The sequence below is a fragment of the Paraburkholderia gardini genome (assembly GCF_907164575.1).
Taxonomy (GTDB): domain Bacteria; phylum Pseudomonadota; class Gammaproteobacteria; order Burkholderiales; family Burkholderiaceae; genus Paraburkholderia; species Paraburkholderia gardini.
The window spans coordinates 70,951-85,105 of sequence record NZ_CAJQYY010000002.1; the positions used below are offsets into that span (position 1 = coordinate 70,951).

Annotated in this window: 14 protein-coding genes; 5 read left to right on the forward strand and 9 right to left on the reverse strand. The window is 64.2% G+C overall.

The window, feature by feature from the left end; translation table 11 throughout:
* Positions 1–19: 19 nt before the first annotated feature.
* The 9 genes from LPA34_RS01815 to LPA34_RS01855 form a co-directional block, all read right to left on the reverse strand.
* On the reverse strand, positions 20–889 hold the full coding sequence (locus tag LPA34_RS01815; protein ID WP_228974294.1) for an SDR family oxidoreductase: 870 nt from the start codon (positions 887–889) through the stop codon (positions 20–22).
* A 98-nt stretch (positions 890–987) separates the two neighbouring features.
* Positions 988–1,986 (reverse strand): NADP-dependent oxidoreductase, encoded by a 999-nt coding sequence (locus LPA34_RS01820; protein WP_228974296.1) that lies wholly within the window; start codon positions 1,984–1,986, stop codon positions 988–990.
* A gap of 63 nt (positions 1,987–2,049) precedes the next feature.
* Positions 2,050–2,475, reverse strand: coding sequence for a PaaI family thioesterase (locus LPA34_RS01825; RefSeq protein ID WP_228974298.1), 426 nt, complete (start codon positions 2,473–2,475; stop codon positions 2,050–2,052).
* A 9-nt stretch (positions 2,476–2,484) separates the two neighbouring features.
* Positions 2,485–2,787 (reverse strand): Dabb family protein, encoded by a 303-nt coding sequence (locus LPA34_RS01830; protein WP_228974299.1) that lies wholly within the window; start codon positions 2,785–2,787, stop codon positions 2,485–2,487.
* A 119-nt stretch (positions 2,788–2,906) separates the two neighbouring features.
* The gene (locus LPA34_RS01835; protein WP_228974300.1) at positions 2,907–3,932 is read right to left on the reverse strand and encodes a glycosyltransferase family 2 protein; all 1,026 of its coding nucleotides are present in this window, start codon (positions 3,930–3,932) and stop codon (positions 2,907–2,909) included.
* A 211-nt stretch (positions 3,933–4,143) separates the two neighbouring features.
* Positions 4,144–5,322: an acetyl-CoA C-acyltransferase gene (locus tag LPA34_RS01840; RefSeq protein WP_228974301.1), complete on the reverse strand. Its 1,179-nt coding sequence runs from the start codon at positions 5,320–5,322 to the stop codon at positions 4,144–4,146.
* Positions 5,323–5,373: 51 nt separating this feature from the next.
* The gene (gene pncA / locus LPA34_RS01845; protein WP_228974303.1) at positions 5,374–6,000 is read right to left on the reverse strand and encodes a bifunctional nicotinamidase/pyrazinamidase; all 627 of its coding nucleotides are present in this window, start codon (positions 5,998–6,000) and stop codon (positions 5,374–5,376) included.
* 26 nt (positions 6,001–6,026) lie between these two features.
* Positions 6,027–8,111 carry a 3-hydroxyacyl-CoA dehydrogenase NAD-binding domain-containing protein gene (locus LPA34_RS01850; RefSeq protein WP_228974304.1) on the reverse strand — a complete coding sequence of 695 codons (2,085 nt, stop codon included), beginning with the start codon at positions 8,109–8,111 and terminating at the stop codon, positions 6,027–6,029.
* 224 nt (positions 8,112–8,335) lie between these two features.
* On the reverse strand, positions 8,336–10,015 hold the full coding sequence (locus LPA34_RS01855; RefSeq protein WP_228974306.1) for a 3-(methylthio)propionyl-CoA ligase: 1,680 nt from the start codon (positions 10,013–10,015) through the stop codon (positions 8,336–8,338).
* A 138-nt stretch (positions 10,016–10,153) separates the two neighbouring features.
* On the opposite strand from LPA34_RS01855, the gene LPA34_RS01860 reads away from it, so the two are divergent.
* The 5 genes from LPA34_RS01860 to LPA34_RS01880 all read left to right on the forward strand — a co-directional run bounded on the left by LPA34_RS01860 (position 10,154) and on the right by LPA34_RS01880 (position 14,079).
* Positions 10,154–11,710 carry a protein adenylyltransferase SelO gene (locus LPA34_RS01860; RefSeq protein ID WP_228974308.1) on the forward strand — a complete coding sequence of 519 codons (1,557 nt, stop codon included), beginning with the start codon at positions 10,154–10,156 and terminating at the stop codon, positions 11,708–11,710.
* A gap of 96 nt (positions 11,711–11,806) precedes the next feature.
* Entirely contained in the window at positions 11,807–12,235 is a 429-nt protein-coding gene (gene msrB, locus LPA34_RS01865) for a peptide-methionine (R)-S-oxide reductase MsrB (RefSeq protein ID WP_228974309.1), read from the forward strand.
* 202 nt (positions 12,236–12,437) lie between these two features.
* Entirely contained in the window at positions 12,438–12,968 is a 531-nt protein-coding gene (locus LPA34_RS01870) for a septation protein A (RefSeq protein ID WP_228974311.1), read from the forward strand.
* A gap of 3 nt (positions 12,969–12,971) precedes the next feature.
* Positions 12,972–13,286: a BolA family protein gene (locus tag LPA34_RS01875; RefSeq protein WP_228974314.1), complete on the forward strand. Its 315-nt coding sequence runs from the start codon at positions 12,972–12,974 to the stop codon at positions 13,284–13,286.
* Between the two features lie 10 nt (positions 13,287–13,296).
* A complete protein-coding gene (locus LPA34_RS01880; protein ID WP_228974316.1) occupies positions 13,297–14,079 on the forward strand; it encodes a peptidylprolyl isomerase in 783 nt (260 codons plus the stop codon).
* Positions 14,080–14,155 lie beyond the last annotated feature (76 nt).

Consider the following 14,155-nt stretch of genomic DNA (forward strand, 5'->3'; position numbering starts at 1 on the left):
CTGCCCTGGGCTTCCGCGTTCAGCCGATAGGCTTCACTTCGGGCTTGAGCGACAACGGATCGGTCGGGTTGCGCTGCTGCTCGATATCCTCGTGACGCAGGCGCACGGTGTCGAGAATGCCCGGGTGCGTGAGGAGGTAGAAGCGGCCCGCCGCGATGCCTTCGAACGTGAGGTCGGCGACGTCGGCCGCGGTCCGCTTGCCAGACTGCACCGCGCGATGCAGCTGCTTGTCCGCCGCAAGTTGCGAGCGTGTCGGCGCGGCGTCGTTGCGCAGCGTGTCGGGACGCGTGCGTTCCGCATCGGCGATGCCGGTCGGCACGAACGCCGGGCACAGCAACGAGCATCCGACCTGACCGCCCGTGAGCTGGAGGTCGTGATAGAGCGTCTCGGTCAACGACACCACCGCGTGCTTCGACGCGTTGTACACGCCCATCGCGGGCGGCGACAGCAGCCCCGCGACCGAAGCCGTGTTGACGATATGCGCCGGCTCGTCCTGGCGCAGCATGACCGGCGTGAAGACGCGCACGCCGTGCGCGACACCCATCACGTTCACGTTGAAAACCCACGCCCAGTCGTTCGCGCTGTTTTCCCACAGAAAACCGCCCGCGCCGACGCCTGCGTTGTTGAACAGCAGATGCACCTTGCCGAACGCATCGAGCGCGGCCATCGCGAGCGCTTCGACCTGCGACGGATCGGACACATCGGTGGGCACGCCGATCGCATCGGCGCCATCGGCACGCAGTGCGTCGACTGTCCGCGCCAGCGCATTCGCATCGACGTCGGCAAGCACGAGCTTCATGCCGAGCGCCGCGCCCTTCTGCGCGAACGCGCGGCCAAAGCCGCTCGCCGCGCCGGTGATCACAGCGACTCTTCCATCGAACTGGAACATCGTGTTTCCTCGTGTTGTTATCGTGTGAGCCTGCGTTGCAGCAGATCGCCTCGCGTTCCGCTCGATCCGTCACGCGAGTGAACCGGCCCGCTGCAACGTCAGATCAGCTTGACGAGCTGCTTGCCGAAGTTCTTGCCCTTCAGCACGCCGAGAAACGCTTCCGGTGCGTTTTCCAGCCCCTGAGCGACACTCTCGCGATACTGCAGCTGCTTCGTCGCGACGAGCGTGCCGAGCTGCTTCAGCGCTTGCGGCCACACGTCCATATGTTCGCTGACGATAAAGCCCTGCACGAGGAGCCGCTGCGTGAGCATCAGCGCCGGCTGCCTGAGCGGCATGGGCTGGCTGTCGTAGCCGGCGATCATGCCGCACAGGGCGATGCGTCCAGACGCATTCATCCGCGCGAGCGTCACGTCGAGCACTTCGCCGCCGACGTTTTCGAAGTAACCGTCGACGCCATCCGGCGTGACCGCTTTCAGATCCTTGTACAGGTTGCCGGCCTTGTAATCGACGCATGCATCGAAGCCCAGTGTCTCGACGACGTAGCGGCACTTCGCCTCGCCGCCGGCGATGCCCACCGCGCGACAGCCCGCGAGCTTCGCCAGTTGCCCGACGACGCTGCCCACCGCGCCGCTCGCCGCGCTGACGACAACCGTTTCGCCCGCTTTCGGCGCGATGATCCTGTTGAGTCCGTACCACGCCGTCACACCCGGCATGCCGACCGGTCCGAGATACGCGGAAAGCGGCACATGCGTGGTATCGACTTTCTGGATGCCCCGGCCGTCGGAGGTGCCGAACTCCTGCCAGCCGAACATCCCGACGACCTTGTCGCCCGCCGCGAAATCCGGATGCCTCGATTCCACCACCTCACCCACCGTGCCGCCGATCATCACCTCGTCGAGCGGTTGCGGCTGCGCGTACGACTTGCTGTCGTTCATGCGGCCGCGCATGTACGGATCGAGCGACAGGTAGTGATTGCGCACGCGCAACTCACCATCCGCGAGTGGCTTCAACGGCGTTTCGACGAGCCGGAAATTGTCCACGGACGCCGCGCCCTGCGGCCGCGACGCGAGCAGAATCTGACGATTGACTTCAGCCATGAGGGGTGTCTCCGTAATATGTATCTGGCGAGGTGGTTGAATCTGCGCAATGAAGCGCCAGGCTCAGCCGTCGCTCGGACCGGGCGTCGCCGTGGGATCGCTGCGCATGCGTTGCTGTTTCACGTCGCGGCCCACCGCGAGACGGCGCATGTACTTGAACGTGCCGAGTGCTTTCGCGACGAAGTGACCTTCGGTGTCGCGGATTTCGCCTTCGCAATACGCCATGGTGGTCGAGCGGTGCAGCACGCGGCCGGTGGCGCGCAGCTCGCCCCGGCCCGGCTGCATGAAGTTCACTTTCATCTCGACCGTGACGCCGCCGTGCGCGACGTCCCATGTATTCAGCAACTGCGGCTGCAGCGGCAACACCACTTCGCTCACGCCATCCACTGCCGAGACCAGCTTCGCGCCGAGATGATCGACAAACGGGCTTTCGATCACCGGCGTGGCGTGCGCCGGCGCTTCGCTGCCGGGTTTGCTCGCTTTAGTCATCGCCGCGCGTTACAGAACGAAATCGACGCACTGGCGCGCTTCGCGCACCGCGCCGACGAAGCCCTTCAGCGCTTCGTGCGTGGGGTGAACCTGATAGGCGTCGAGCGCGGCCTTGTCGGCGAAATCGGAAATGAGCACGACGTCATACGTCGATTCGAGGCCAGGCTTCGCGATACCGACTTCAAGGTGCAGGATGCCCGGCACGATATCGCGGCAGCCTTCGAGTTTTTCCTTGAGTTTCAGCGCGTTTTCCTCGCGGCTCGCACCTTCGGCGGAGTCCTTCAGCTTCCACATCACGATATGACGGATCACGGTTTCACCTTGCCTGAGTTGAAACCATCAAGCCTATCAAAATAACGGCCCGTCCTGGCCGGAATCTCGGTGATCCGCCCACGAAAAGCGCCTGAAAAGCCCGCGGAAGAAAGCCGGCATCACTCGATGCTGACGCGAAATACCGTGGCATGCACGTCCTTCAGAAGTGCGCGATGTCCGAGGCCGCCGTGATTCAACGGACGGTACGCACCCGACACCAGCAGCCGCGCGATCGTGCCCGCGCGCCGCATCATCGGGGTTGCCGCGCCGTACAGGTCGGCGCGGCGGCCAAGGCGCTCACCGAGCGCGCGGTAGTACCGCGCAGCGGCCGCGGCGCGCTCGCGAACCGGGAGCGGCGCATCGCGCGAGACGTTACGCATCTTGTCGGCACGCCCAAACGCGGCGTTCGCCATGCGCCGGTAATGCGTTGCGCCCGCCGCCTTCGCCATTTTGACTTTCGTGCCGATGTCACGATCCGGCGCGACGCCGCAACTATTCGCACCGTGCTGACGGTACAGCACGAGCGCGTCGTCGATCGCCGAGATCTTGCCGAGCGAGGTTGCGACGAACCACGCCCACGTGTCGTGCGACATCGGAAAACCTGGATCGACCGGATGCTCCGGACGCTCGCGCCAGTCGATGTAATCGTAGATCGAGCGCCGTACGACCGTCGACATGCCGAACAGCACGTACCACGGGTTTGTCGTCAGCGGGTCATGGACGCCGCGATACGACCAGTGGCTCGCCGTGTTGTCGTCGCGCTCGTTCAGTTCGCCGTTCACCACTTTCACGCCGTGAACAACCAGCATGACTTCCGGGTCCGCGAATTCACGCGCGACGCGTTCGAGCTTGTTGTCGGCCCAGACGTCGTCCTGATCGCAAAACGCGACGAAGTCACCATCGCACAGCGAGATTGCCTTGAAGAAATTCTCGTGAAAGCCGAGACGTTCGGTATTGCGCACGACGCGCACCGGAAACGGCACATGACGCGCGAATTCCAGCGCGATGTCGGCGGTGCCGCTGTCCGGGCTGTCGTCGGTGATGACCAGTTCGTAGGGAAGGTGGGTCTGGCGGGCGATACTGTCCAGTTGCTCACGCAAAAAGCGTTCACCCTTGTAGGCAGCCATCGCGATCGAGATTTTCATGGCGGGTCCATTGCGTAAGGGTCGAATGGAAAAGCGGGAACACAGTTTCCCCACTTTGATGCCTGCCAGCCTAGCAGGTCCGCCCGGAACGAAATTCCGCGGAAATTAAAAAAATAATTCGAAATGTGCGCCGCTGTTCAGCGGCTTCGGCCCCCCCGGGATCGATAACGAATGACGGCGCAAGCCCGCGCCATCATTCGTCTTCGTTGCATCAAACGACTTCGAACAGACCCGCCGCGCCCTGCCCGCCGCCGATACACATTGTCACGACGACGAGTTTCGCGCCGCGCCGCTTGCCTTCGATCAGCGCATGACCCGTCAAACGCGCGCCGGACACGCCGTACGGGTGACCGACCGCAATCGCGCCGCCGTTCACGTTCAGGCGATCCATCGGGATGCCGAGCTTGTCGGCGCAGTACAGCACTTGCACCGCGAACGCTTCATTCAGCTCCCACAGGTCGATGTCCCCGACCTTGAGGCCGGCCTGCTTCAGCAGTTTCGGCACCGCGAACACCGGGCCGATGCCCATTTCGTCCGGCTCGCAACCCGCCACCGCGAAGCCGCGGAAAATACCGAGCGGCTGCAGCCCTTCACGTTCCGCGACCTGAGCGTTCATCACCACGCACGCCGACGCGCCATCGGAAAACTGGCTCGCGTTGCCCGCCGTGATCACACCGCCCGGCATCGCCGTGCGGATCTTCGACACGCCTTCGAGCGTCGTGTCGGCGCGAATGCCTTCGTCGGCGGAAACCGTGACTTCCTTCGTGTACATGCGGCCCGTGGCCTTGTCGGCGACGCCCGCGAGCACCGTCATCGGCACGATCTCGTCCTTGAAGCGTCCGGCCTCGAGCGCGGCGGCGGCGCGTTGCTGCGACTGCACGCCGTATGCGTCCTGACGCTCCTTCGAAATCGAATAGCGCTTCGCGACGTTCTCGGCGGTCTGCAGCATCGACCAGTAGATTTCCGGCTTGTTCCTGCTGAGCCAGCCGTCGGCCAGCATGTGGCGGTTCATTTCGTTCTGCACGCACGAGATGGATTCCACACCACCCGCGACGAACACGTCGCCTTCGCCCGCGATCACGCGTTGCGCGGCCAGTGCGATCGTCTGCAGGCCCGACGAGCAGAAGCGGTTCACGGTCATGCCCGGCACGCTGACCGGCAGGCCCGCGCGCAGTGCGATCTGGCGCGCGATATTGCCGCCCGTCGCGCCTTCGGGGTTGGCGCAGCCCATGATCACGTCCTCGACGCGCGCCGGGTCGATTTTCGCGCGCTCGACCGCGGCCTGTGTTGCGTGGCCGCCCAGCGTCGCGCCGTGCGTCATGTTGAAGCCGCCGCGCCACGATTTGGCAAGACCCGTGCGGGCGGTCGATACGATTACGGCGTCAGTCATGCAAGTCTCCTGCTTCCAGTGTTTGTTTGCGGTTCGCGAGCCGGCCCGGTATCAGGCGAGTAGCGCGGCGGCCTGCATGCGGGTCACACCCTCGTTTAGCAGATCGCGCCAGGCGGCGTCGAGCGAACCATTCAGATCGATTGCGCGGGATGCGTCCTCGATGACCGCAACGTCGAATCCGGCGGCACGCGCATCGAGCGCGGACCACGCGACGCAATAATCCGTCGCGAGGCCGCAGCAATAAACACGCTTCACGCCCGTGTCGCGCAGATAGCCCGCGAGGCCGGTCGGTGTCGTGCGATCGGCTTCGAGAAAGGCCGAATAGCTGTCGACGTCGACGTGATGCCCCTTGCGGATCACGAGCCGCGCGTGCGGCACGTCGAGATCGCGATGCAGTGCCGCGCCCGGCGTGTTCTGCACGCAATGCACGGGCCACAGCACCTGTTCGCCATACGGCAGCGTCATCGTCTCGAACGGCGTGCGGCCCGCGTGATTCGCGGCGAACGAGACATGCGAGGCGGGATGCCAGTCCTGCGTCAGCACGACATGACTGAACGCGCGGGCGAGCCGGTTCACCACCGGCACGACCTCGTCTCCACGCGCGACGGCCAGTGCACCGCCAGGCATGAAATCGTTCTGCATATCGACAATGAGCAGCACTTCGTCCGCGCCCTTCATCCCATTCTCCGGTTGGCGTGTCGCGTTCAGCCGTTAAAACCGCGTCCTTTCGCGGCGAGCTCGACAATGGCCGGCGCGATCTGCCACGCGTCGCCGTTCGGGCGCGAAGCGTAGCGTCGAATCGCGCGCTCGACGTTGTACAGGCCGACAGTGTCCGCATACAGCATCGGGCCACCGCGCCACAGCGGAAAGCCGTAGCCGGTCAGATACACCATGTCGATATCCGACGCCTTCGACGCAATACCTTCTTCAAGAATCTTCGCGCCTTCGTTCACGAGCGCGAACACCAGGCGTTCGACGATTTCCTCGTCGCTGATCTTGCGGCGTTCGGCGCCCACATCCTTCGAGAACGCGACGATCATCTCCTCGACCAGCTTCGACGGATGCGCGGTGCGGTCGCCCGCCTTGTAGTCGTACCAGCCCCCGCCCGTTTTCTGCCCGAAGCGCCCCGTTTCGCACAGACGGTCCGCGATCTTCGAGTAGTGCATCTCAGGATGTTCCTGATAGCGGCGCTTGCGGATCGCCCAGCCGATGTCGTTGCCGGCCAGGTCGCTCATGCGGAACGGGCCCATCGCGAAACCGAACTTCTCGATCGCGCGGTCGACCTGCGCGGGCAACGCGCCTTCTTCGAGCATGAAGAGCGCCTGACGGATGTACTGCTCGATCATCCGGTTGCCGATGAAGCCGTCGCACACCCCAGAGACCACGGCGGTCTTCTTGATCTTCTTCGCGATCTTCATGACGGTGGCGAGCACGTCTTTCGATGTGTCCTTGCCGCGCACCACTTCGAGCAGCTTCATCACGTTAGCCGGGCTGAAGAAGTGCATGCCGACCACGTCCTGCGGACGCTTCGTGAACGCGGCGATCCTGTCCAGATCGAGCGTCGACGTATTCGATGCGAGGATCGCGCCTTTTTTTGCCACTTCGTCGAGACGCGTGAACACCTGCTCTTTCACGCCGAGTTCTTCGAATACCGCTTCGATGATCAGGTCTGCGTTGCCGAGATCTTCGTACGACAGCGTCGGCGTGATCAGCGCCATGCGCTGTTCGAGCGCCTCAGGCGTGAGCTTGCCCTTCTTGACGGTGCCTTCGTAGTTCTTGCGGATCGTCGCGACGCCGCGATCGAGCGCTTCCTGTTTCGTTTCCAGCAGCGTGACCGGCACACCGGCGTTGACGAAGTTCATCGCGATACCGCCGCCCATCGTACCGGCGCCGATCACGGCGACCTGCCGGATGTCGCGAACCGGCGTATCGGAAGGCACATCGGGAATCTTGCTCGCAGCACGTTCACCGAAGAACGCATGACGCAGCGCGCGGCTTTCCGGCGTCTGCACGAGCGAGACAAAGCAGTCGCGCTCGAACGCGAGGCCTTTGTCGAAGCCGTTTTTCACACCAGCTTCAACTGCATCGATGCACTTGTGGGGGGCGGGAAAATTCTTCGCGACGCCCGCGACGCCGTTACGCACGAACTGGATGAAGCCTTCGGCATTCGGATGCTCGATCTTGCGATCTCGCACACGCGGATGCGGGCCCGCCTGAGCGCCGACCTTGCGTGCGAACGCAAGCGCGGCTTCGAGCAGATCGCCTTCGACGATTTCATCGAAGAGCCCCGAGCCCGCGAGCTTTTCCGACATGACGGGCGCGCCCGACACGATCATGTTGAGCGCGGCTTCGAGACCGATCGCGCGCGGCAGACGTTGTGTGCCACCCGCGCCCGGCAGGATGCCGAGCTTGACTTCGGGCAGCGCGATCTGCGCGCCCGGCGCAGCGAGCCGGTAATGCGTGCCAAGCGCGAGTTCCAGACCGCCGCCCATCGCGACGCTGTGAATCGCGACGATGACCGGCTTCGCGCTGCCTTCGACGACGTTGATGGCGGTCGCGAGCGTCGGTTCCTGCGTGGCTTTCGGCGTGTTGAATTCGGTGATGTCCGCGCCGCCGGAAAACGCGTTGCCGGCGCCCGTCAGCACGATCGCGGTCACAGACGCGTCGTTCAGCGCGCGTTCGATGCCTTCCACGATACCGGCCCGTGTGGACAGACCGAGACCGTTGACCGGGGGATTGTTGAGCGTGATGACGGCGACGCCGTCACGGGTTGTGTAATCCACTGCCATGTGCCTGCCTCCATGCGCCTGGCTGCGCGAAAATTGCCTGCCGGCTCATTGTCCGACGGTTCGTCGAACTCATTGTCCGATATTCCAGGATCAGGAGCAGAATACACAAAAAAGCACGCTCGTTCAATTTATTGCGACACGGGGTTTGCCCGTAGTCCGTGGGCGGACCCGCATCGCGGGCCCGTTCCGAACGTGTCCGGGCTACAGCTATAAAGCGTCTGGGGTCAGGACGGTTCCGGAAACGGGCAATCCGGAATGTCGAGCGCTGAAGGCAGGATGTGCGTGCGGAACTGTTCACGCAGCTTGAGCTTCAGGAGCTTGCCGGTCGCGGTGTGCGGCAGTTCGTCGACGAACACGACGTCGTCGGGAATCCACCACTTCGCGACCTTGTCATCGTAGAACGCGAGCAGTTCCTCGCGTGTGACGTCCATGCCGGGACGCTTCACGATCACCAGCAGCGGCCGCTCGGTCCACTTCGGATGCGCGCAGGCAATGCACGCCGCTTCGCCGACCGCCGGATGCGCGATGGCGATGTTCTCCAGATCGATCGAACTGATCCACTCGCCGCCCGACTTGATCACGTCCTTGCTGCGGTCGGTGATGTGCAGGAAGCCGTCGGGGTCGATCGTCGCGACGTCGCCGGTTGGAAACCAGCCGTCGATCAACGGCGATTCGTCCTTCTGGAAGTAGCGCTGGATCACCCACGGTCCGCGCACGTGCAGATCGCCGAACGCAACGCCATCCCACGGCAGATCATGGCCGTCCGCGCCGACGATCTTCATGTCGACGCCGTACATCACGTGGCCCTGCTTCTCGCGCAGCTTGCGCTGCTCGTCCGGCGCTCGCCGCGACTGCTCCCACGTGAGCTTCGCGAGCGTGCCGAGCGGCGACATCTCGGTCATGCCCCACGCGTGGATCACTTCGACGCCATAGTCGTCCTCGAAGACCCGCAACATCGCCGGCGGACACGCCGAGCCACCGATCACAGTCCGTTCGAGGGTCGTGAAGCGCACGTGCGCTTCTTTCAGATAGTTGAGCAGCCCGAGCCACACGGTCGGCACACCAGCGGAATACGTGACGCCCTCGGCTTCCATCAATTCGAAGAGCGACTTGCCGTCGAGATCCTTGCCGGGGAAAACGATCTTCGCCCCCGTCAGCGGCGCGGCGTGCGGAATGCCCCATGCGTTCACATGGAACATCGGCACGACGGGCAGCACGGCATCGCGTGAGGAGAGGCCCATGGCATCGGGTAACGATGCGCCGAACGCATGCAGTACCGTCGAGCGGTGCGAGTACAGCGCGCCCTTCGGATTGCCGGTCGTGCCGGACGTGTAGCAGAGATACGAAGCCTGGCTTTCCTCGATACGCGGCCAGTCGAACGCGCCGTCGTGGGCCGCGATCAGGGTTTCGTAGCTGAGAAGCGGCACCGGCAGCGCGGCCTGCATCGCTGGCAGATGGGCTTCGTCGGCGAGCGCGATCCAGCCGCGCACATGCGGGCACCGCGGCGCGAGCGTATCGACGAGCGGCGCGAACGTCGTGTCGAAGAGCACGTAACGATCCTGCGCGTCGTTGATGATCCACGCGATCTGGTCCGGGAAGAGCCGCGGGTTGATCGTATGGCACACCGCGCCGAAACCGGCCACGCCGTAATACGCTTCGAGATGCCGGTAGCCATTCCAGGCAAGCGTGCCGATGCGCTCGCCCGGCTCCACACCGAGCGCGATCAGCGCCTGCGCCAGCTGCTTCGCGCGCTTCTCGCAGTCGCGATACGTGTAGCGGTGCATGTCGCCCTCGATACGCCGCGACACGATCTCCACGCCGCCGAAGTGGCGTGCCGCGTGCGCGATCAACGAGGACACAGTGAGCGGCACATCCATCATCTGTCCCAGCAGCGGCGTTGTCATCGGTATTGTCTCCTCGCCATGGTCCCGAAAAGGTGCAGCCCGGGTTGCGCCCGGATACGCCCCGCGCGGCCGCTGGCGGCCTTCCTGCAGGCCCGCGGGCGCGGACTTACAATATCGGTTAAACATGAGGCGCTCAATATGTCGTTTTCCCCAAGCAATGCGGGTCTGTCGGAGTCAATGTCGGCTTTGGCCGGCACAATCGGGAGCCAGCGCGCGGGTTCGTTTGCACAGCTCGGCGCCACGTTCCTGACCCGGCTGCCGGCAGCGCCCCTGCCCGCGCCCTATGTCGTCGGGTTTTCCGCTGAGACCGCCGCGCTGCTCGGTTTCGATCCCTCGATCGCACAGGATCCGACGTTCGCAGAATTCTTCTCGGGCAACACGACGCGCGACTGGCCCTCGCAGGCGCTGCCGTACGCGACGGTCTATTCGGGCCATCAGTTCGGCGTCTGGGCCGGCCAGCTCGGTGACGGCCGCGCGCTCGGTATCGGCGAGGTGGAACACGACGGCAGGCGTCTCGAGCTGCAACTGAAAGGCGGCGGCCGCACGCCGTATTCGCGCATGGGCGACGGCCGCGCGGTGCTGCGCTCGTCGATCCGCGAATACCTGTGTTCGGAAGCGATGCATCACCTCGGCATTCCGACGACGCGCGCGCTCTGCGTGACCGGCTCCGATCAGCCGGTGCGGCGCGAGCAGGTGGAAACGGCCGCGGTCGTCACGCGCGTGGCACCGAGCTTCGTGCGCTTTGGACACTTCGAGCATTTCTATTCGAACGATCGCGTCGATGCGCTGCGCTCGCTCGCCGATCACGTCATCGAGCGTTTCTATCCCGCGTTAAAGGATGCCGACGACCCGTATCTCGCGCTGCTCGGCGAAGCGGTACGCTCGACGGCCGACCTGATGGTGGAATGGCAGGCGGTCGGTTTCTGCCACGGCGTGATGAACACGGACAACATGTCGATCCTCGGTCTCACGATCGACTACGGCCCGTTCGGTTTCATGGATGCGTTCGACGCGAACTACATCTGCAATCACTCCGACAACCAGGGACGCTACGCGTACCGGATGCAGCCGCAGATTGCATACTGGAACCTCTTTTGCCTCGCGCAGGGACTGCTACCGCTCTTCGGCGAGCGTTACGAAGAAAGCGAGCGCGGCGAGCGCGCAGTCAAGGACGCGCAGCATGTGCTCGAAGGCTTCAAGGCGCGTTTCGCGCCGGCGCTCGAGCGCCGCATGCGCGACAAGCTCGGCCTCGAAACTGAACAGCCCGGCGACGACCAGCTCGCAAACAGCCTTTTTGAAATCATGCACGCGAACCGGGCGGACTTCACGCTGACGTTCCGCAATCTCGCGCGCATGTCGAAGCACGATGCGAGCGGCGACGCACCGGTGCGCGACCTGTTTCTCGACCGCGCGGCGTTCGATACGTGGGCCGCCGGCTACCGGACGCGGCTTGCGATGGAAACCCGCGATGACGCGTCGCGGGCCATTGCAATGAACCGGGTCAACCCCAAATTCGTACTTCGCAATCACCTCGCGGAAACCGCGATCCGCAAGGCGAAGGAAAAGGACTTCTCCGAAGTCGAGCGGCTGGCGGCCGTGCTGCGCCGTCCGTTCGACGAGCAACCTGAAAACGAAGCGTACGCGACGCTGCCGCCCGACTGGGCGAGTTCGCTCGAAGTCAGCTGCTCGTCGTGAACTTCATCGCTTCACTGATTGCTCCGTCATGCTGAACCGGCTGCACCGGTTCCCTCACGCGAGCGATCAGGCCCCTCCTATCGACAGGACCCGACCATGAATCCAGACGACCTCAAAACCGGCACGACCGACACACCCCCGGTGCAGAAAGACGACGCCACCTGGCGCCAGCAGCTTTCGGAAACCCAGTACCGGGTGACGCGCGAGGCCGCGACCGAGCGGCCGTTCACCGGCGAATACTGGGACCATTTCGACCGCGGCGTATATGACTGCGTCTGCTGCGGCACGCCGCTCTTCGAATCGGCGACGAAATTCGACGCCGGTTGCGGCTGGCCGAGCTACTTCAGGCCGATCAACGGCGAAGTCATCGCCGAGAAAACCGACCGCTCGCACGGCATGCTGCGCATCGAAGTGCAGTGCAAGAATTGCGGCGCGCATCTCGGTCACGTGTTCGAGGACGGTCCGGCGCCGACGGGCCTTCGGTACTGCATCAATTCGGCTGCGCTACAATTCGAGCCCAGGTAACGCAGGCCGGGCACGGCCGGGTTCTGGCGGCCTTCCGGCTGCCGGTCCGCCGGCGCCGCGCCCGGACTGCGCCGCCGGGCCTGTCGAGCCGGCCGCCGGCCCGTGGCGGGCGCGGATGAGGCGCGTGGCAGCGCCTTCGTCCGCTGCCCACCGCGCACCGGCCCCCATTGAGCGCATCACTCTGCGGATTCCCGACCCGATAATGAAATTCCTGTTCGACCTGTTCCCGATCATCCTGTTTTTCGTGGCGTTCAAGATCTGGGGCATTTTCACGGCGACGGCCGTCGCCATCGTCGCGACGCTCGTGCAGATCGCTTTCGTCGCCTTCCGGCACCGCAAGGTCGATCCGATGCTGTGGGTGAGCCTCGGCGTCGTGACCGTGTTCGGCGGCGCGACGCTCGTGCTCCATAACGACACGTTCATCAAATGGAAGCCGACCGTGCTGTACTGGGCGTTTTCAATCGCGCTCGTCGTCTCGCAGTTCGCGTTCAACAAGAACCTGATCGAGGCGATGATGGGCAAGCAGATCACGCTGCCACATCGCGTGTGGGCGCAGCTCAATTATGTGTGGGCGGTGTTCTTCGTGCTGCTCGGCATTCTCAACCTGTTCGTCGCGTACAACTTCTCCACCGATGCCTGGGTCAACTTCAAGCTGTTCGGTGCGACGGGCTGTCTCGTGGTGTTCATCGTCGGCCAGAGCCTGTGGCTCGCCAAATACATGAAAGAGGAATGAGCGATGAGCGCTGACGTCTTCCTCAACGCCACCACCGCCGAGCGCGCCACGCTGATCGAAACGCGTCTTTCGACGGCGCTCGCGCCGGTCGTCTCGATCGACGTGCGCGACGACAGCGCACAGCACGCCGGTCACGCCGGCGCCGCCACGGGCGGTCATTTCAGTGTCACGATCGTCGCCGCCGCATTCGCCGGCAAGGCCCGCGTGGCAAGGCATCGACTGGTGTATGATGCGCTGGCCGATGGCATGCAGCGCGGCATCCACGCACTCGCAATCACGGCTTATACGCCCGAAGAATTCGACTTGTTGCCCCGTTAGGAACCTTCTGATGACCTTGAAGAAAACCCGCTCCTGGGTATTGCTGGCTGCGTTCGCGGCCGCGCCTGCGTTCGCACAGAACATCGCCGTCGTGAACGGTGCGCCGATCCCGAAAGCACGCGCCGACGCGCTGATCGAACAGCTCGTCCATCAGGGCCAGCAGGACACACCGCAGCTTCAGATGGCGGTGCGCGAAGAACTCGTGAACCGCGAAATCCTGATGCAGGAAGCGGCCCGCCGCGGCATCCCGACGCGTCCTGACGTGAAGGCGCAGATCGCCGTCGCGCAGCAGACCGTCGTGCTGCGCGCGCTGATCGAAGACTTCGTGAAGAACAACGCCCCGACCGACGCCGAAGTGAAAGCGCGTTACGACGACCTCGTCAAGAGCACGGGCGGCGGCAAGGAATATCACCTTCACCACATCCTCGTCGAAGACGAACAGCAGGCCAAGGATCTGATCGCGAAGATCAAGGCCGGCGCGAGCTTCGAAGATCTGGCGAAGCAGTACTCGAAGGACCCGGGATCGGGCAAGAACGGCGGCGACCTCGACTGGTCGGACCCGAAGGCCTACGTGCCGGAATTCGCCGAAGCGGCCATGAAGCTGCAGAAAGGCCAGATGACCGACACGCCGGTGCACACGCAGTTCGGCTGGCACATCATCCGTCTCGACGACACGCGCGCGGTCGCGCCGCCGCCGTTCGATCAGGTGAAGGCGCAGATCGTCCAGCAGATGCAGCAGGAAAAACTGCAGGCGTTCGAAGAAGGTCTGCGCAAGAACGCGAAGATCCAGTAAGCGTTTTTGCTTCCAGAACGACAATGCCGCCCGAGGGCGGCATTGTCGTTTCCGGGTCCGGCGTTTGCGAACCGGG